This window comes from Microbulbifer maximicatervae (SeqCode) (assembly GCF_052467615.1).
Genome location: NZ_CP174319.1, coordinates 1,526,853 through 1,546,789 on the forward strand (window position 1 = coordinate 1,526,853; position 19,937 = coordinate 1,546,789).

Below are 19,937 nucleotides of genomic sequence, written 5' to 3' on the forward strand. Positions count from 1 at the left end.
TTGTGGTTAAATATCACGCCTAATTGCGTGATTACCAGTAGGGTATTTTGTAATGTCTCGACAGTTGGAAGATCTTGATCGTATTGATCGCCAAATACTGCGAATTCTGCAACGTCACGGCCGCTTGCCGAATGTGGAATTGGCGCGCCGGGTTAACCTTAGTCCCACCCCTTGCCTGGAGCGAGTCAAGCGGCTCGAAAGGGAAGGATTTATTCGCGACTATGTAGCGCTACTCGACCCGCTCAAAGTTCATGCGGGCCTGGTGGTCTATATCCAGGTGACCCTGAACAATACGGCAACTGAAGCATTGGAAGCCTTTAATGAGCATGTGGCTGGACTGGAGGAGGTCCAGGAGTGCCATATGGTTGCCGGTGGTTTTGACTACCTGGTGAAAATTCGTATTAAGGATATGCTGGGTTATCGTCGCTTCCTCGGTGAAAAGCTGGCATCCGTACCGGGAGTACGGGAAACCCACACCTATGTGGTGATGGAGGAAGTGAAGACTGATACCGCTGTAGCGGTACCGGACCCAGAACCCAGTGTGAAAGGTTCGCGGCGCTAATTGAGCGCAGTCAAATATCCTGTGCGGAGTGAAAGAACTGTAGCGATTTTGCTGGTTGGCTTTTTTATGAACCTGGGTAGGAATCTGAATTCTCTCCTCAGGCCTCAATCATAGGGATTGATTGCTGATTTCATGGATGAACAGATGGAATTGGCAACCATTGTCGGCGCGGTTTTTATTATGCTCGGCATAGCGATGCGGTACCAAGGTGGGTGCCGTGTGATTTGTCCGTAATAACTATAAGTAGGTACTGTATGGATTTTTCACTGAGCGAAGAACAGCAGATGATTCAGGATGCGGCAAAGCAATTTGCTGACAGTGAACTGAAGCCCATTGCTGCCGAACTCGACAAGACCGGTAATCGAGAGCTCTTGTTGGAAAAGCTCAAGCAATTGGCAGAGCTGGGCTTTATGGGAATCAATATTGATCCCAATTACGGCGGTACTGGTGCTGGCACTGTCGCATTCTCCCTGGCGATCGCCGAGCTGGCGCGGGGCTGTGCCTCTGTTGCAACGACCACGTCCGTAACCAATATGGTGGCAGAGGTTATTCAGGCGGTAGGTTCGGAAGAGCAGCGCCAAAAATACCTCCCCAAAATCTGTAGTGGAGAATACCCTGCGGGTTCTTTCTGTCTCACCGAGCCCGGTTCCGGTTCGGATGCGGCCTCTATGCGCACCCGCGCGGAAAAGCAGGGTGATGAATACGTTCTCAATGGCAGTAAGCTCTTTATTAGTAGCGCCGAATTTGCCGGTATTTTTGTTGTTTGGGCGGTGACAGATTCTTCCGCGCCTAAAGGCAAAGGTATTTCCTGCTTCCTGGTTGAAGCTGGCACACCTGGCCTGGTGATTGGCAAGGCCGAAGAAAAAATGGGACAGAAAGCCTCTGTTACCAATGAGGTTTCTTTCGACAATTGCCGTATTCCTGCCTCCCATCTTTTAGGTGAAGAAAATCGCGGCTTTCGCATTGCTGCAGGTGAGCTCGCTGGAGGCCGAATCGGTATTGGCTCCCTGGCGCTGGGTATCGGCTTTGAAGCTTTGGATTGTGCCCGGGCCTATCTGCATGAGCGGGAGCAGTTTGGTAAAAAACTGGCGGAGTTCCAGGGGCTGCAATGGCAGCTTGCCGATAAATATACTGAGATGGAAGGTGCGCGACTCCTATTGCTGCAAGCCGCTTGGCAGAAAGATGCCGGAATGCCGTTTGGCCCTGCCGCTTCAATGGGCAAGCTGTTCGCTAGTGAGAAGGCTAACGAGGCATGTTATCTAGCTCTGCAAATGCACGGTGGTGTGGGCTATACCCGTGAATATCCACTCGAACGTATGAGTCGGGATGTGAGAATCACTACAATCTACGAAGGTACCAGTGAGATCCAGCGCCTGATTATTGCCAGGCATTTACTGGATGTCAGATAATATTTAATGACAAAAAAGCCGGCGCTCTTCGCCGGCTTTTTTGTTCCTTTCCCCCTAAATTTGTCAGATATTCTCCTGATTCCGGCATAAATACCCGCCCGCTTAATAGTTTCCTACCTATCCTCTACAAGGGGCTCTGCCGCTTCACTTTGCGAATTATGGAAAGGAAACAACTGATGAACGTTAACAAGCTGCCGCTGTTTTCGCTATTTTTAGTATTCCTTGCCTGTTCGCTAACGACCGTAAGTGTCATAGCGCAAGAACCCAATCCCGCCAGTGTCGTCACAATGAAATCAAACCAGGCTGTACTGAAAGAGCTCCCCTTTGCAAATCGGAAGGACTTTGAGGATGTAAAGCGGGGGTTTATTGCTCCTCTACCAAATAATGGTGTGATTAAAAACAGCAAAGGCGATACGGTATGGAACTTGGAGCAATTTCAATTTGCTCGCGATAAAGAGGCTCCTGACAGTGCCAACCCCAGTCTGTGGCGGCAACTGCAATTAATTTCGGAGGGCGGTCTCTATGAGGTGATACCGCGAATCTACCAGGTTCGCAGTGCGGACCTCTCCAATATAACTTTTATTGAGGGCGATACCGGGGTCATTGTTATGGACCCGCTGATTTCTGCCGAGACGGCTGAAGCAGCGTTGAACCTCTATCGGCAGCATCGCGGAAACAAGCCTGTCGTTGCTGTGATCTACACCCACAGTCACGTTGACCACTATGGGGGGGTTCGCGGTGTTATCGATGAAGAAGATGTAAAATCAGGCAAGGTTAAGGTAATAGCCCCGCAAGATTTCCTGATTGAAGCTGTTAGTGAAAATGTCTTTGCAGGAAATCATATGGCGCGTCGTGCCAGTTTTATGTACGGGAACCTGATCCCTAAAGATCCCAAAGGTACCTTAGGGTCTGGCCTCGGTCTTGAAACCTCCACTGGCACCATCACACTGATAGAACCGACAGACTCCATTGTTGAGACCGGGCAAACTTTGGAACTGGATGGACTTATCTTTGAGTTTCTCTTGGCGCCGGGCTCTGAAGCGCCGGCAGAAATGCACTTCTATATTCCTCAACTCAAAGCCGTAACCGCTGCTGAGAATGCAACCCACACCTTACATAACCTTTACACCTTGCGGGGAGCAAAGGTCCGAAATGCTCGTGACTGGTCTCGCTACCTCAATGAAACCGTGCAGCGCTGGGGTGGAAAAGCCGAAGTTCTGTTTGCACCCCATCATTGGCCAACCTGGGGACCAGAGAATGTGGTGAATCATCTGAAAAAGCAGCGAGACCTATACAAGTACCTCAACGATCAAACCCTACGATTAGCCAATCACGGGTACAACATGGTTCAAACGGCTGAGCTGATGGAGTTGCCTCCAGAGCTCTCACAATATTGGGCCAATCGCGGCTATTACGGCAGTGTAAATCACGATACCCGTGCGGTATGGAATTATTATTTAGGGTTTTTTGATGGCAATCCCGCTCGCCTGTATCCAATGCCACCGACGGCCGCGGGAATAAAGTACGTCGAGTATATGGGCGGGGCCGCCAATATTATCAAGCAAGCAAAGAAAGACTATGAGGCAGGAGAGTACCGCTGGGTTGCGGAGGTGCTCGATAAATTGGTTTCCGCAGAGCCTAATAATCGTGCAGCAAGAGACCTATTGGCAGATGCGTTAGAGCAATTGGGTTATCAGCAGGAGAATGGCACCTGGAGAAATTTTTTCTTAAGTGGTGCCAGGGAGTTGCGGGATGGTATCCAGAGATACCCTGTCCCTCTGACTGCGAGCCCGGACACTATTCGCAGTATGCCGGCTGGTTTGATTTTTGATTATCTGGGAATTCGACTCAACGGCCCAAAGGCAACTGGCAAAAAGCTCTCCATCAATATCAATATGCCGGACGTAAAAGAAAAGTATGCGCTTGTGCTTGAGAATGCGGTGTTGAACTATGGCCCCCCAGTTGAGAATCCAGGAAGCAGTGTGCAGATAAACCGCTCAGATCTCAATGATATCATCTTGGGTAGTGCATCTATCCAGGAGAAGATGGAGGATGGGAAAATCAAAATTGAGGGCGATGCGGGAGAGTTGAAGACATTACTTTCCTTAATGGACCGGTTTGATTTCTGGTGGAACCTGGTTACGCCTGAACCGATGGGCAAGATGTCGACATCAGACTTCTAGGCATTAGCCTCAGGGCTTTTTAGTTTAAATGCGAAGGCAAGGTGGCCTCCTGTATAAGTGGCATTTTTAACTGTGTTTTCATGTCCATTTAGTTGCTTCCAGTGCATATTTCAACTTCTTTGATTTATAGCTCTGCGAGTGATTGCCAAATAAGTAGTTTCCAATGAAACTTGATGTGTTTTTAGCTATTGATTCCTAAGTCCATCTATATCTAACAGAAAAAATATACAGTGCTGTTTCTCTCATTTTTAAGATTCCTTATTGTGTTCATATTTTTTTAAGTTACGCACAGAATTAAATTTCGTTTCCGCTAAAATTCCGCCCACTTTTGCATTTCATGACTGTCTGGAACTTATATTTTGGACAGTACCTAACACCAAAATAAAAAACACGGCACTTAAGGCGATTATGGAAAAGTTATTCGGGCAGAAATTATTGGTACTTGCACTAACTGCGGCACTTGCAGCTTGTGGTGGAGGGGGAGGTTCGTCGGATTCTGACACCGATTCACCACCTGTAAGCGACGGTGGGGATGATAGTAGTGGGGGTAATCAAGGTGGAGGAAGTGGTTCAGGTGGAAGTGGGTCAGGTAGTGGTGGAGATGACTCCTCATTGCCTGATAATGACCCATCGACTGTAACCGTTGGAGATGTGTCAACAGCTGAACTCGGGTTTGCAACAATTACCGCTACAGATATCACTTTGCCTGATGCAATGGTAAATGCCCAGGAGGTTTACCAGCTGGCCCACTATATTGGCCGTACGGACAGTGAGCAGGATGAGGAAAATATTGATATTCCTATCCGTAGCTATACGGCCTCCTGTGCAACGGATACTGACCAGCCAAAAATGTATGTATCCACAACTTTGTCAGAGGGGAATAGAGCCTCTGATACAACCTATGGGTCCGTTTACGAGCTTCAATATAATCCTGATACCATGAGCTTCGAGCAGACAGGTAACGCCACCATTCTGAATCAATGTTATGAGTCACATGGTATTACGGCCAGTTCGGATTGCTCCAGGGTAGCTGTTTTATGCAATACCGAATATAAGGCCAGTGAGCGATATGATATCGAGAAGGATCTGGTAGAAGAGTACGGTACAACCTGGATGAAGATTGAAGATAATCTTGACAGTGTTGCAGGTACTGATAATGAGGAGAAGTATAATGACCAGATCTGGCTGATGGAGTGGGATGACAAGCCTATAACTGAAACTCCAGATGCCTATGTTGTCAATAAAATGCATGGTGGCACTCATTTAGGAGCTCAAGAGCTATTGTACGTAGAGGATGACAGCCAGGGGCGCACAAGTTATGCGTTTTCTGTAACGGCCCGTGTTCTTGTTAGCGGTTCGCATTATTCGGCGGGGCTGACGGTAATCAATCGGGATGACTGGTCAATGTCCTTCTCTGGAGATGATCACCGGGGTTGGTACTGGGCGTGTGGCCATGGCCACGTTCTGAATATTCGAGCCTTTTATAATCCGGGGAATGAGATGTACGGTGCTCTGTGTACCAGCGATGGAAATAAATATTATCCGTCACCGGGCCTGAATGCGATCGCCATTAAAATGGAGGACAGTGGATCCTCTGTTTATGAAGGCACCTATAATCATTTAGTGCCCTCGACAAGTGCGATGATATCCAACGGTGGTGGCCATACGGTTGTCCCGGTTGATGCCGATACAAACCTCTCAGTTATTGTATCTCCGAAGTACATTGAAGATGCGAATATGGATATGTTCTTGCAGGACGAGCTGAGCATCGATATTAGTGGCGATGGCCCCTTCGATGAGGAATGTGCTGATAACGGCATTCGCAATTGCTTCTTCTCATATATCGACAGTGGTGAATATCCTGTAATTTCCAGGCAGGGTCTCTATTCTGGAGATGCCTTGGATACTACTTCCCTGACACGTGTAGGTATTGCAAAAGTTGATGGGGAAGGCAGTATTGAAGGTAATGGCATTGAATGGCTGGCAACGGATTCCGATTGCCAAATTAGTGATCCCCAGTTGGTTGATCTGAAAAATGGCCGTTACTTATTTGGTTACGCGCAGTTCCAGTGTATCTCCGATAACCTCCCGTACAATCGCAGTTACAATAAGAGTGGTGAGGCCATGCGTATGCTGGTGCCAAAAGCCTACTATGTAATGGAGATTGATGCTGACTTAAATGTACTTGAGGGGCCGGTAAAACTGACTGACTACGGTTGGGGTGGTTTGGATGAGCCTATGTACTTGGGTAATGGTAAAGTTGCCTGGAGCTATATTAAGAATCCTACCCTGGATAATTATATAGGCGGCCAACAAAATGTTTGGCAGGCAATAGTTTATCATTCTGACAGCGTAAATTAATTGCGCTGATTTGGGGTAAGCTTAGGCTTGCCCCAAATTGAATTATACCTGTGCATCTGTAGTAATTTATCTCCCTCTCTTTAAGTTGTTTTCGTAACTCAGATATACGTGCCATTACATTAGGGTGCATTATTTTTTATTGTGCTCCTGTGTAATCCATTTCCTGATTTCCCCTCAGTATAATCCCGCGGCTTTCCCGTTCCGAAAACCACTTTTCGTTAACAGTGGTGACAGACGTTCCGACTCCCTGAGTTGCGAAGACTGAAGGTGGAAAGGGCAGAGTACTTTTAGTGGACTTTATTTTGCTTTGAGCTGGCAGCGAAGGAATGTTGCATGGCTGGTTCGTAATCAATAAAGAGTGAGCTATGCAGCTATTTGTTGAGAATACATATGGAATTGTTTACCTGGCTCGAAGAGGCAGCGGTTTTAGCTCCGGATCTTCACTGCCAACTAGTGCTGAGCAAACCCTGGAAATGTTCAGTGTTTCATCTCTTCAAGAAATTTACGATTACTTCCTGGGTATGGGAGGGAGTTGTTCAGATCCTCTTCAACCAGGCAAGCAGCCTTATAGATGGGGTGATTTATCAGCCTCATTCCATTTAGATGCTCCTTCAAGCTACTCCTGGGTTGAGAGAGCTATTTATAAGGAGTTAGTTCAAAACCGCTTGGTAATCGAAGAGGCTCCATTTGCTGATGCGGTGCTAGCCGACAAGCAGTCCCAATTGATTCCTAAAATCGATACAGGCCTTCAGTATATTGTTGACCTAGGGCGAGTTAATTCAAGGTTATCGAACAATGAATCTACTGATCAGAGTGACTTTGCCGGAGGGCTAGCAATATGGCGTAAAGATTTATCTGAAGTAGAGACTTTGGTGAGTTCTATTCGCCCTTTGATGGCGCAGGGGTGCACCGCTAGGAACTATCTGCTGTATGAAAAGAGCATTGAAAAGCAAGATGAAAAATCTATACCGACTTCTAGCAGATCCCTAGTAGATGCGCTTGGTTTCGATGCCAATAAAGTTACCCAGCAGCACTTAGAGTTAGCCTTTGAAGTAGCTGAAACTTTATACCAGGATGCGAGAATACGTGAAACAAGTTTACGTTTCTTCCGCGATTACTTAAAAGCTCTATACCCATCGGAGGTTGCCCTACCAGAAAATGGCCTTTTTGAGATTATCTTAACATTCGCCATGGTAGCATCCATGAGCGATTCCAACGCTGTCGAGATTTCCAAAGATAATGCGGGCTTACTAAGGTCTCTTCAGGGCGTTAGTAACCTAATGCTGGAATTTGCCAAAATCAAAAAGCGTCGCAATGTATTTTTCCATAAACGCGCAGGAAGTACTGAGGGTAATAAGGCGAGCTTCTCTGATCTGAGTTCTTCTGAAGTTACAGTACCACCTTCCTCCGGTGGGCAACCATCAAGTGCAGGAGCGTCGCAAAGCGGTAAAGGAACCGCCAATGATAATTCTGAAGCGGGTTCTGACAGCAGCCAGGGTTCGCAGAGCTCTCAGAATACAATCTCTGACCAGCCCGATAAAGCTGGGACCATAACCGGCACAACCCACACTGGGAAGAAAGTTCCTAATAATAGTTGTGCTATTGAAGGTGGTGATCCCATTAATTTAAAAACCGGGGAAGAGCGTTTGACCTTAGTCGATGCGCTATTAGACGGACCGCTCCCCCTTGTTTTTGAGCGTACTTATCGCAGTAGTAATCCCAGAGATTTCGGTTTGGGTCATGGTTGGACTCACACCCTGGGAGAGAGGCTAATATCGGCACCTGATAAAAGAGTTCAGTTTATGGACGCAGAGGGTCGGGTAATTAATTTTCCCTTTCCGGGGGATAGCGATCGCAGCCACAATGTTGTTGAGCAATTAACACTTACTCGTGTCGACGACGATCATTGGATTATTACCCCTTACGGGGCCCCCAATGGCGTGCAAAAACACTTTAAGGCAACCGGTGTAACAGGAGGACTTAAGCTTGCGGAAATACGTGATGGCTATGGCAATTTCTACCTGTTTCACTATATCGATGAGCGTTTAATATGCATTGAGAGCAGCCTCGGTGAAGCCCTGCATATCAGCCCTCCGCAAGGGCAGCCGAACAGCCTGCGTATCGGTGAGCTTAAGAAGGAAACTCGCGATGGCCATATTAAAGTACTCGCAAGCTATGAGTACAGCGATGTTGGCGACCTGATTAAAGCCACCGACGCCGATGGTTACAGTGAGCAGTACCAATACCATCACCATGTAATTAAGCAGCGCACCCTAAAAACTGGCTACCGTTTCCATTTTGAGTGGGATGCCGAAGGCCCCTCCGCCCGTTGTGTGAGACAGTGGGGTGACCCAATCGATGGTCAGGCGACTTACAATTACCAGTTTGACTGGGACGATGATGGTAAGGGCGTTACTGTTACTGATACCCGTGGCGGCAAAGAGCGCTACCGCTTTAACGACCGGGCCCTGCCGATCTATCACCGCGATCCCGAAGGTGCAGAGACTCTCTACAGCTACAACAACCTGGGGCAGGTTACTCGGGTACAACTGCCCAGCGACGATGGCAGCCTTCGCGAAGAAATTTACCAGTACGATGACCAGGGCCGCCTAGTACAAAAGAGCGATGCGGCCGGCAATAACCATCGTATCGAATACAATGCTGAAGGCCTGCCCGCAAAAGTTACCGACCCTGCTGGTAATAACTGGCAAAGGGAGTACAACGAAAATGACCAGATCGTGGCCAGTAAAGATCCCCTCGGTAACAAGACCCAATACGGCTATAACCCCGTTGGTTTGATCGGCAGTGTTACCGATCCTCTCGGCAATACCACGCGTTATCTGTGGAACCCCGAAGGCAAGCTCGCCGCAGTAAAAGACCCTATGGGCCGTACCCAGCACTACCGGTACGACGGTGCTCGCCGACTGGAAGAAGTGCAGCACGCCCCCGGCCGGCTGACCCGCTATGAATACGACGCTCAGGATCGTATCCATGCGGTGACCACTCCAGACGGTGCTCGCACTCAGTACAGCTACAACCCCCATGGATTACTTACCGAAGTTATTGACTCTGAAGGCCGCAGTACCTGCTATGCCTACGATGGCCTCAGCCAGGTAAAGGCCCGCACCAACCCGGATGGCAGCCGTCTGGAATATCACTATGACGGCGAGCGCAACCTAATCGGGCTCACCAATGAAAACGGCGAGCGCTATCAGCTTAAATACGACTTCAACGAACGCCTGATTGAAGAAGTAGGCTTCGACGGCCGCGTTACCCGCTATGCCTACAACCGTGCCGGCCATTTGGTAAGCTCCAGAGCCGTGACCGATACGGACAGCGGTAAAGGTATCGATACCATCTTCGAGCGCGATCCCTTTGGCCGCTTGTTGGAAGAGGTCACCCCGGACGGCAATACCAATTTCCGCTACAACCGCAGTGGGCAATTGATAGAGGCGGAAAATGCCCACAGCAAATTGCGTTGGGAATACGATGCCAATGGCCGAGTTACCGGCGACTGGCAGGGCAAAGAAAAGCTTAGTCACCGATACGATGCAGCAGGTAATCGTATTGCCACGACCTTGCCCGATGGAGAAGAACTTAAGTTTACTTTTAACCCTGCCGGACAATTCCAAAGCCTGCACCGCCGCCCTTTAGGTAGTAATACTGATGAGTTAATCACTCGTGTCAGCCATGATGAACAGGGTAGGGAAAGCCTGCGTCAACACGGCAATGGGCTGGAAAGCCAGAGAGACTACGATCCACAAGGCCGCCTGCAGAAACTCAGACTGGGCAAAACAAGTAATGTAAATCAGAAGCCAGTGTCCGATCCCACTTCAGGCACAAACCCAGTCCTTGAGCGTGGCTACCAGTACAACAAAGCTGGTCAGATAGCCAAAATTGAAGACAGCCTGCGCGGTAATCGCAGTTACCACTACGACGCTCTGGACCGCCTTACCCAGGTAGAGGGGCCCAACCCAGAGTATTTTGTACACGACCCTGCGCACAATATCCTTGCCGCTGCCAACTCAAAAGACGAAGCCAAACAGCAAGCCAGCGCTACTCAGGTAAAAGGCAATCGTCTCGCTTTTCGTGGTGATACACACTATCGCTACGATATTCACGGCAATCGGATTGCTGAACTGCGTGGAAAAGGACAAAAACTGCAGACGCGCTATCACTACAACAGTCGCCTGCAGCTGGTGCGTGTAGAGAAATTAAAGGTGGCAGAGGGTGTAGAGCAGTTCCAGCAGATAGCGCACTACCAATACGACCCACTGGGTCGCCGTATTAGTAAAGCTATAGGCGATGAGAAAATTGATTTCCTTTGGAATGATGATGTTCTTCTACGGGAAAATAAATCAGAGGTCAGGACCAATCAGGGCCTAAATTCTCGTATCTACTACTTCGAACCAAATACATTTAAACCGATTGCTTTGAAGGAAATTGGGCAAGATAAAGTACAGGTATACCACTATCATCTGGACCACCTGGGAACTCCGGATACATTAACTAACCAAAATAGCAACGTGGTATGGAGTGTTACCTATAAAAGCTATGGCAATATTGCCTTAGCCCATAAATGTCAGATAGACCAACCGATTCGCTTCCAAGGGCAGTACTTCGATCAGGAGACTGGACTACATTACAATCGATTTAGATATTATGATCCACAAGTTGGGGTATTTACTCAGCAGGACCCCATAGGATTACTAGGTGGTAATAATAATTATCGGTATGTACCTAATCCGATTGCTTGGGTTGATCCTTTTGGCTTGGTAGCAGATAAGCGTGATTATTTTTCACCTAATCTAACAGATAAAGATCATGACCTTGTTAAGGTAGGGAGTTTCAAGATCCTTGGTGAAAATGCGACTAAAAATAATGAAATAAATAAAAAAATTGAATTCAATAAAGAGAATTTAATTGTTAATAGTGGAGGCTCTATTATTGTTGATATAGGAGGGGAACGATTTTTCTTAGGGATGTTTGATCTAGAGATAGATGGCGAGAGGGGAGGTAAAGATGGGGCTCTCATAGGTGGGCTTAACTTTGCTTTGGATAATAGAGTGGTAAAAAAAGGTGAGGAAGAATCTGTGAAACTTGTTCCTATAGGCTTTAGTATAACAAGAGAGGTCATTGGGAAATGTCTTGAGTATTATGCGGATGGTGGGAGTAGCTGTGATGGGGGGCATGTCAGTATCGGATATTTATTTGGAAGTTTGATAGATAATAACAGAGATAATTTTCAGAAAGCATTTATTAAGATAAGAGAGATGAATACTACTTGGTCTGATGAAGAGGTGGCGGCAGAGGCAGTTAAGGAAACTTCCTTTGGTAGGCATAGAATCGCTCATGGATTTGACAACTTTGAAGTTGAAATTGGTCAAAGTGGAGATGTGGTGATAGAGTTGGATGGAAAACTGGTAACTGTTAGGAATGTGCCACATAATATTAATGCCAAAGCAAAGCGTTCAGAACCTAAGGAGGGTGTATGATTGATAAGGTCGCTTTGGAATCTATTGAGCAAGTCTTGGGTAGGAGGTTGCTTGAGAGGGAGCAGAACTCAGTAAACTGCTGTGAAGCGCTCTCGGATGAGGAGCGTTCTGAACTGAATAAATTACGGTCTATCAGTTCTACATTGCCTTTGGCTTATTTGCACTATAAGTTAGAAAGGTTTTCTTTAACTGAAGCTGTAAAATTTGTTAATAAATTATGAGTTATTTGAATGCTGTAAGGAATATCTGTATGCCTGATTCTTATCTGTTATAAAATAACGAATACTTTTCCTAGGTTGAGATAAATTCTGAGGAGCAGCTAGAAACTCATGAGGCGAAGAGTTAGATTCAAAATTCTTATGTCTCTAATTAATAAAAGAATGTGCTTAGACGTCTATATGTTGAAGGGTAAAAAAGAATACAGCTGGTATTTGTTTAGCGGCTGATTTCGTTGATACAGGAGTATAAGGAAGTGTAAAGCCAGAGAATAGTGTTGGATTAAGAGGGGGCAATAGGGGGCGACAGTAGTACGTAATTAGGTAACGTAATGTTGGAGCAGGAGGGAGTAACAGGAAGATAGTACAGGCTGTCTGCATTGAAACATCAAGTGGTGATTTAGCTACAAGCAGGCTTGTTGAGTGGACGATTTTCATTCAGCTAAGAAAAATTTCCTGTAATACCGCTCGTTTGGGTCTAGGTGCAAACTAATTCACCCCCCCTTCCAAATAGCGGCCTGTCTGAAAGAATCACTCATTCTGCTTGTTCGTACGCTTGCTGCATGTTGCTAGCTGGTATCCTTTGATCTAATACATTGAGAATGTTTCACGAATACATTTTTAGGTGGACGTGTGATCAAATTTTTCTGCATTCTAGTCGGGTGGGTTTGTTGGTTAGTGAAGTCATTATTGCTAGTTATCTGCCGAACTATAGGTTTATCTAAATATTTTATTGGCACATGTCTCGTACTAGGGGATCTACTTTGTCGAGAGAAAATTTAGCACAGTAGAAATAATGTAAGTCTTATAAATATCCAACTCAAATATTATTGTTGAGATATAAATCTCCTATACCTATTTGTCGATGTCTGAATTTGTCGATTTTATGTCATTTGTGACCAAGCCCACCAATTTACACTTCTAGCTGTATCCCCAAAAGATATCTTGTTTATAGGTTTGGGCTTTGAATCAGATGCCCGGTAAGCGCTTAAGCATGTATCTATACTCACAAAAACAAAAAGGAAATAGCCATGCGTTCTTTAATCTGGGCTGGCCTATGCTCGCTACTTTTTAGCAATATGGTCTGGGCCCACTTCACATCTAAAGATGCCTTTCACATAGGGATATTGTTGTACGACGGTGCACAAACTATTGATTATGCCGGGCCCTATGAGGTTTTTGGGCAAGCCAATTATCGTTTAACAACGGTTTCGGAAGATGGTGGAACCATTACTTCAGCCATGGGGCTTAAAGTGGCTCCAGATACCAGCTTCGATCAGGACAATCAATTTGATGCAGTAATTATCCCAGGGGGCAGTATTAATGAAGCAATGGAGAGCCCGGAAGTATTACAGTGGATTAAAGAGCAGTCCAAACAGGCTCAGTACGTTCTATCGGTATGTAACGGTGCCTTTATTCTGGCAAATACTGGGCTTCTGGATGGTAAGAAAGCAACCACCATTCGCGGAGCATTTGATTCTTTCGAGAAGAACTTCTCTGATGTTGAATTGGTAAAAAATAAAAAGTTTGTTGATAACGGCAAGTTTATTACTACAGCTGGCCTTTCATCTGGTATAGATGGCGCTTTATATCTGGTAAGCAAGGTTGATACGATTGAAAAAGCCAAAAGTGTCGCAGCGAAGATTGAGTACCTGTGGGTGCCAGAGGGGGGCTATATCCGGGGGATGATGGCGGATAAAATCATGCCAAATCTTGGTGATTTGCCTGAGTCAATTCAGTTTGTTTCTAAGGAGTATAGCTATGGTAGCCTGGAAGAATGGTACACAGCGTTTCAGCTTTACGGTGATGTGGAAACTGTAAAAGCCTGGTTAAGTGAGCAAATGAAAGAAAATCCCGAGTGGAGGAAGGGGCCGTCTATTGACAATAAATGGGTGTATCAGTTTTCTGATGATCGTACTGTATTGCAAGTTGACTTTGTTGCTCCCTCTGATATTAATCCTTGGGTGCTTAAGTTCAGCATATTAGATCAAGCGTCATAATTTGGTAGCTTTCATTAAAGGTGTGCGGGTTTTTTACCCAGTTCCCACTTTAAGGTTTGTTTTGTGTAGTTGTAGCGCGGGCGATATCTGGTTGTCGTGTGCTAGGCGAAACCTTTAAAGGTAAAGGTGGAGACGATAAAACCTAGAATATAGGAAAAGTATTTGCTTTCTGGTCTTCAGATTGAACATACCGCTTGCACCGCCACATCGTCATTTTTGAATGACATTGGGAAGGTTCTTCATTCCGGCGATAGCATATTTGATAGGGCTTGGAAATTGACCAGCCTCTTTTAATATTATTAAAAGTTTGGAAATTTGTGAACGACGGGTTTTTTCCGCCAGTAACTTGAATTTGACAAATTCTGTCCCAGTTTTCTAGTTGTATACTTACAGAAGACGCCATTGAAGCTATTGATAGCGAGGACAAAATTAAAAAAATACTCACAGCTCTCACAATAAGCCATCCTGTCTGGTGACCTAATATTCGGATTTGCTACCCCATGATTATATGGTTACGTGAAGCCCGTAACGAATTCCGAGAGGGTATCGGTGGCGGATCAATTAGAAGTGTTTGTTACTTTTTTACGAGTCGCGACTGTCAGGTCAAATAATATTTATAGCGGTTGTTCACTATGGGGTTTTTAGTCTGGGCTTGGAGCTAGGGATTTTGTGCGGCCTCTATATCCGTCTACCTAATGAAAGGTAAAATAGAAGCGAGCCGAGACTCGCGTTCTTAATGCTGCCTGAAATTTAAATACTGCTTACTTCGATAGAGGATGTGTTGTTTTTATCTTTTGCCTTTAGAATTTTCTGGGTGTCAGATTGGTGCGGCACAAAAGTTAGAAATTCATCCTCAATCGCTGAATCAAGGAGTATCTTACAGTCCTCCTCATAGTTATTTAACAGGCGCCATGGATAGCGCTTACCTTGTCTGGGAAGTTCTCCATTTGCCCGTTTTACATAGCCAGAATCCAGGCTGCTCATCACCGAACCTTGCTCAGCACTGCCTTCGCTATCTATCGCTGTACACACCTGAAAGTTATGTGCGTCCATGTATTTTAACAGGCGGCAAATATAGCGAGCAGTAATGTCGGCTTTAAGAGTCCAGGGGGCGTTGGTATAGCCGAATACCCATGAGATGTTAGGAACCCCCTCCATTAGCACTGCTTTGTAAGTCAGCTTTTGATTGACTGCTACCGGTGCACCATCAATACAGAGCTTGATACCTCCTAGAACTTGTAACTTTAATCCGGTCGCACTGATAATAATGTCTGCGTCTAATTGTTGCCCTGATTTAAGTAGGATACCTTTATCTGAGAAGGTTTCTATTTCACCGGTGGCAACAGAAGCTTTTCCTGAGCAGATTGAGGAGAACAGATCTCCATCAGGTACAACGCAGAGACGTTGATCCCAGGGGTTGTAACTGGGGTCGAAGTGACTGAGATCGTAATTAGCTGGAAGGCTTTTTCTTACATCTTTTAATAGTAACTTTCTAATAAAGTTAGGCCAGCGCTTAGCAGCTTTAAAAATCCAGCGTTGCAATTTGATATTGCGCCAGCGTCCTAGCTTGTGGACCCAGGGTGCTGGCAGAAATTTTGATAGTACACGAGAGATTTTATCGATAGATGGAACTGAAATGATATAGCTTGGGGAGCGTTGCAACATGGTGACATGTTGGGCGGTGGTTGCGAGCGAAGGGACCAGGGTAACAGCGGTAGCACCGCTGCCGATCACGATAATACGCTTGCTGCGGTAGTCCAGATTTTCTGGCCACTGTTGGGGATGAATCAGTTTTCCTTGATAGTTTTCTATACCTGGATATTGCGGCAAGTAGCCCTCTTTATGGTCGTAATACCCAGTACAGGCAATCAGAAAACTACAGATATATCTCACTGGGCTGCCAGATTCGGTGTTGTGACCTTCCAGAGTCCAAGCTCGGTCTGTACTGGACCAGTTTGCCGTAGTTAAATTTATTCCAAAGTGAATTCTCTTTTTAACGTCATATTGCTCTGCGGTGGTTTCAATATATTTTTGGATAGATGGGCCATCCGCGAGTATTTTCTCGCCGGACCAGGGTTGGAAGTCATAGCCGAAGCTGTACATATCGGAATCAGATCGAATGCCCGGGTATTTAAAGAGGTCCCAGGTGCCGCCGACTTGTGCCCGGCGCTCGATAATGGCGAAGCTGCGCCTGGGGCATTCGCGACTCAAATGACAAGCCATTCCTACCCCTGAGAGTCCCGCGCCGATAATTAATACATCGAAATGAGTCGATTTCACAATCCCTATCCCTGCAAATTTCTATGCCTTATAGACTGGGTAGATGTGCCCGTGATTTATTGTTAGATTGCGACAAATAATTGTCTTTCCGCGCCACAAAGATGGGGAGCAAGTTATGGGTAGCCTTGTACGAGTCAGTATTCTTTCCGGTTTCAGTGAATTCGTGGAGCAGCTTGGGGGCAGGGGGGAAGCCTTCTTGGCCGAGTTCGGTATGCCTTGTGATATCAGCCCGGCGGATTCCCGCTTGGTATCATTTGTTGAGGTCGCGCGCCTGCTGGAAACTGCAGCACGCCGGTTAGATCGCCCCGATTTGGGGCTGTGCCTCGCATCGCGACAAGGGGTGGAAGGCTTGGGTGGGATAGGTGTAGTTGCATGCAATGCGGCCACTCCCCGGCAAGCCTTGCTATCCGTTAGGCGCTTTCTTTCTCTTCATAGTTCATCCCTCAGTATGCAACTGGAACCATTAAGTGAGGGAGATGTACTACGTATTGTTTTTGATTGGCAGGACCCAGCTCTCAATAGCTATCGCCAGATCCGAGAGCAGGTGCTGGGAAATACGCTGACGATGATACGGATGTTGGTAGAGACTGAGTGTTGCCCGCAAAACGTACTGCTGCCTCATGGTCCTCAAATGGTAGAGGGTGACTACTGCAATTACTTTGGGTGTGGGGTTCTGTTTAGCTCGGGCTATTGTGCGATGGACTTCCCAGCTGCATTTCTGGATACACCACTGAAGTCTGCCGATCCAGTGGTTGAGCGATTGGCCATTCACCATTTGGAGCAGCAGAGTGCGACGCTGCCCGTTCCTCTAACTGTAGAAATTCGACAATTACTCAGTGAAATACTGCCCAGCGGCAGATCTCAGCTCGGCACTGTGGCAGGGGCGCTGAAGCTCCACCCCAGAACTTTACAGCGCCGCCTGGCTGCGGAAGGGCTTAGGTTCGAAGAACTATTGGATAACGTGCGGCGGGATCTGGCGACTCGATACTTATCCGATCCGAATCTGGCCTTGGGGCAGATTACGGGTTTGTTGGGGTACTCCGAGCAGAGTACATTTCAGCGAGCTTGTCGACGTTGGTTTGCGGAGACTCCCCGGAATCACCGCATACGCCTTGCAGGCAGCGCAATTGTGGGGCGGCCAGAATCTCCGTGAAAGCCTGGAGGGGGCAGTTCTTTCAATATTCAGTAGGCTCCACCTCTCCAGGACGCCAGGTTTTCTCCAGCCATGGCCCCAAGGGTCCATACAGTCTCAGGATTACGAAAAAACCTTTGTTAGGTAAGGTCTCCAGCCAGTTTTTCTCAAACCCTTTTGGCGCCTTGGGTCCAAAATAAACGTCATAAGAACCATCGGAATTTTGTCTTATCCCTTTCGACTGGCTGCTTACTGCGGGAAAGGGTTGGCTGGTTTTTAACATTGAGCGCGTTTGGCTGTCGTAGATATTTACTGCCCAAAAGGCATTGACCGGTACATCGGGGGGCAGGTGCAATTTGTATTTTCTAGAGCCATCAAAAGGCTCTTTGTTTTCATCGACAAAGGCAATGGCGTAATCAGAACCTTTGCCAGGTTCAATAGCAGTCATTGCTGGGCTGACACCGGTATAGGGGTAGAAGTAGCTGACTCGGGCGTCACTATTAATGGTTTTGCCATCGGGGCCATTGAAGAAGATGTTCTTGCCGGGAAACGCCATTACCCAGGCGCTATCTGTGCCTGGGTAGATTTTGATATCGGAGAGGGATTTGTCTGTCCGTGGGTACCAAACAATTGAGCGGGCTATACCATTACCAATTGCAACTGCGTCCGTAAGAATTTTGGTCATTCTTTTATCTGGACTGAAGGCTTTCCCTTTTTCAATGCCAATTGAGGCAAAGAGGCCGCGCGTTTCTGGGTTAAGCATCCCAACCCACTCGTATTGAACGACTTCATTAAGGTGCTTATAGAATTGATAGTCATTAGGGTGGATGGTGTTGAAGGCCTTTCCAGACGCACTGATAAAGACCATCCTTGGCGGGTTACCTTTTTGAGCTAGGGGGTAGATTCTCAAGTTGTCTTTGATGTTTTGCACGGCCTCCGGCAAAGGCTGGTTACTTGGCGAGCGCATAAACACCCACAGTCGGAAGGAGCGAGGGTAGATGGGAATGTAGCCGAAGGGAATATTGCCTTTATAGTCTGGTGGCAGTAACAGAAACTTTCCCCCGCGTCCCTTATCCGGGCCAGAGGAGCCGATATCTTCAACAAAGCGGAACCAGGCATCATTAAACGCGCCCATAACGTCGGGCGGCGAGTGAAACACAGTTGGTCCGTCTCGTTTTAGATCTAAAAAAGCCAGCGTATAGATAGTCGAAGTATTGCCTGTGAGAAAAAGAGACTCAGAGTTCATTAATCGATCGAAAATTAAGACTTCATTGGCAGACTTAGCGCCAAGCTCTCTTCCCCCTTTCATTAGAGCATGTACTGATGCTCCCTGAATTCCTTTGAGGAAACTATCTACCGCACGCATATGATCCAAATAGTCGTAGAGCTTTTCTGCGGTCTGGGGGTAGGGAGCGCCATCGCGGAATTCGAGGGTGCCAATACTGCTGTCCACCTTATCTGGAGTACTGATTGATTTCAGAGTCTCTGGATGTAAATCGGCGCAAAGCGGCAGAGAGCAGGTTAACAGAAGAAAAACTCCGACAGACCCAAATGCGTACTGAAGTAATCGAATCAAAATAGCTACCTCTATATGCAAGGCGTGCGTGATACGTAAGTGTGTGGTATTGCTTCCTCTATTGGGGTTATTTCGTGCCAATTTTTTGTGTTAACTGCCGGATTATAAAGATGGCTATCCCCAGGCGTAACTTGAGTATCTTTAGCGATAAGTTTGGCTTAATTTTGATCTGGTGAGGCCGGTGATTTAAAAGGTCAATTTTATTGTAATTATTGGTCTGTAGTATTTAGGCTGGCGCCCATGTTTTGTCTGGCAGACCTGGATTTAAAGGTTTACTTGAAGTCAGTAATTTCACGCCGCTACTGATCTGACTCTCCTGTAATCGAAATTATTACATTAACTTGCATTCAAATATTTATCTGGCTTTCAGTGCCGGTAGCCGATCACTTGTAAAAGAAATCTCTCAAGGTTTCATGGTTCTCAAAAACCAGCTTCAGAAAATAAGTTTGGTTAATTTTTAATATTTGCCCATCCTATTTTGTGACCATTCGGTTCAAAGTTTTTGGGCTTTATAGGGTTTTACCACCAAAAAAATTATTTTCTTTTTTTTGGTCATTTGGTGGAATTAAATCCTAAATAAATTGGTTTTTCATTGCCTATTTTTTTACTTTGTAGTGGTGCGAGATCGGAAAAAGGGTTTATTAACTTCTTGATTTATTTGTCTTTTGTAATGTTTGTAATGTTTAGTCAGATCGAATAATTTCTAACAGAATGAAACTTTTCA

10 protein-coding genes are annotated in these 19,937 nt (G+C 46.4%); 8 read left to right on the forward strand and 2 right to left on the reverse strand.

The features are described from left to right. Nucleotides 1-52: 52 nt before the first annotated feature. The 7 genes from ACJJIM_RS06945 to ACJJIM_RS06975 all read left to right on the forward strand — a co-directional run bounded on the left by ACJJIM_RS06945 (nt 53) and on the right by ACJJIM_RS06975 (nt 14,225). Nucleotides 53-562 carry an Lrp/AsnC ligand binding domain-containing protein gene (locus ACJJIM_RS06945; protein ID WP_108732847.1) on the forward strand — a complete coding sequence of 170 codons (510 nt, stop codon included), beginning with the start codon at nt 53-55 and terminating at the stop codon, nt 560-562. 254 nt (nt 563-816) lie between these two features. Further along, the gene (locus ACJJIM_RS06950; protein ID WP_413665396.1) at nt 817-1,971 is read left to right on the forward strand and encodes an acyl-CoA dehydrogenase family protein; all 1,155 of its coding nucleotides are present in this window, start codon (nt 817-819) and stop codon (nt 1,969-1,971) included. A 176-nt stretch (nt 1,972-2,147) separates the two neighbouring features. Beyond that, nucleotides 2,148-4,154 (forward strand): alkyl/aryl-sulfatase, encoded by a 2,007-nt coding sequence (locus ACJJIM_RS06955; RefSeq protein ID WP_444912785.1) that lies wholly within the window; start codon nt 2,148-2,150, stop codon nt 4,152-4,154. Nucleotides 4,155-4,562: 408 nt separating this feature from the next. After that, complete coding sequence (locus ACJJIM_RS06960) at nt 4,563-6,515, forward strand: hypothetical protein (protein ID WP_444912786.1); 1,953 nt, start codon at nt 4,563-4,565, stop codon at nt 6,513-6,515. A 365-nt stretch (nt 6,516-6,880) separates the two neighbouring features. Further along, nucleotides 6,881-12,010 (forward strand): RHS repeat-associated core domain-containing protein, encoded by a 5,130-nt coding sequence (locus ACJJIM_RS06965; protein ID WP_444912787.1) that lies wholly within the window; start codon nt 6,881-6,883, stop codon nt 12,008-12,010. After that, nucleotides 12,007-12,231, forward strand: coding sequence for a hypothetical protein (locus ACJJIM_RS06970; RefSeq protein ID WP_444912788.1), 225 nt, complete (start codon nt 12,007-12,009; stop codon nt 12,229-12,231). Before ACJJIM_RS06965 ends, ACJJIM_RS06970 begins: the two co-directional genes overlap by 4 nt. 1,025 nt (nt 12,232-13,256) lie before the next feature. Then, nucleotides 13,257-14,225 (forward strand): DJ-1/PfpI family protein, encoded by a 969-nt coding sequence (locus ACJJIM_RS06975; RefSeq protein WP_444912789.1) that lies wholly within the window; start codon nt 13,257-13,259, stop codon nt 14,223-14,225. 750 nt (nt 14,226-14,975) lie between these two features. Here the strand turns inward: ACJJIM_RS06975 and ACJJIM_RS06980 are convergent. Further along, complete coding sequence (locus ACJJIM_RS06980) at nt 14,976-16,505, reverse strand: flavin-containing monooxygenase (protein WP_444912790.1); 1,530 nt, start codon at nt 16,503-16,505, stop codon at nt 14,976-14,978. A 115-nt stretch (nt 16,506-16,620) separates the two neighbouring features. On the opposite strand from ACJJIM_RS06980, the gene ACJJIM_RS06985 reads away from it, so the two are divergent. Continuing rightward, nucleotides 16,621-17,658, forward strand: a complete 1,038-nt coding sequence (locus ACJJIM_RS06985; protein WP_444912791.1) for an AraC family transcriptional regulator ligand-binding domain-containing protein — start codon at nt 16,621-16,623, stop codon at nt 17,656-17,658. Nucleotides 17,659-17,680: 22 nt separating this feature from the next. On the opposite strand, the gene ACJJIM_RS06990 is transcribed toward ACJJIM_RS06985, so the two are convergent. Then, nucleotides 17,681-19,213 carry a DUF1254 domain-containing protein gene (locus tag ACJJIM_RS06990; protein WP_444905600.1) on the reverse strand — a complete coding sequence of 511 codons (1,533 nt, stop codon included), beginning with the start codon at nt 19,211-19,213 and terminating at the stop codon, nt 17,681-17,683. Nucleotides 19,214-19,937 lie beyond the last annotated feature (724 nt).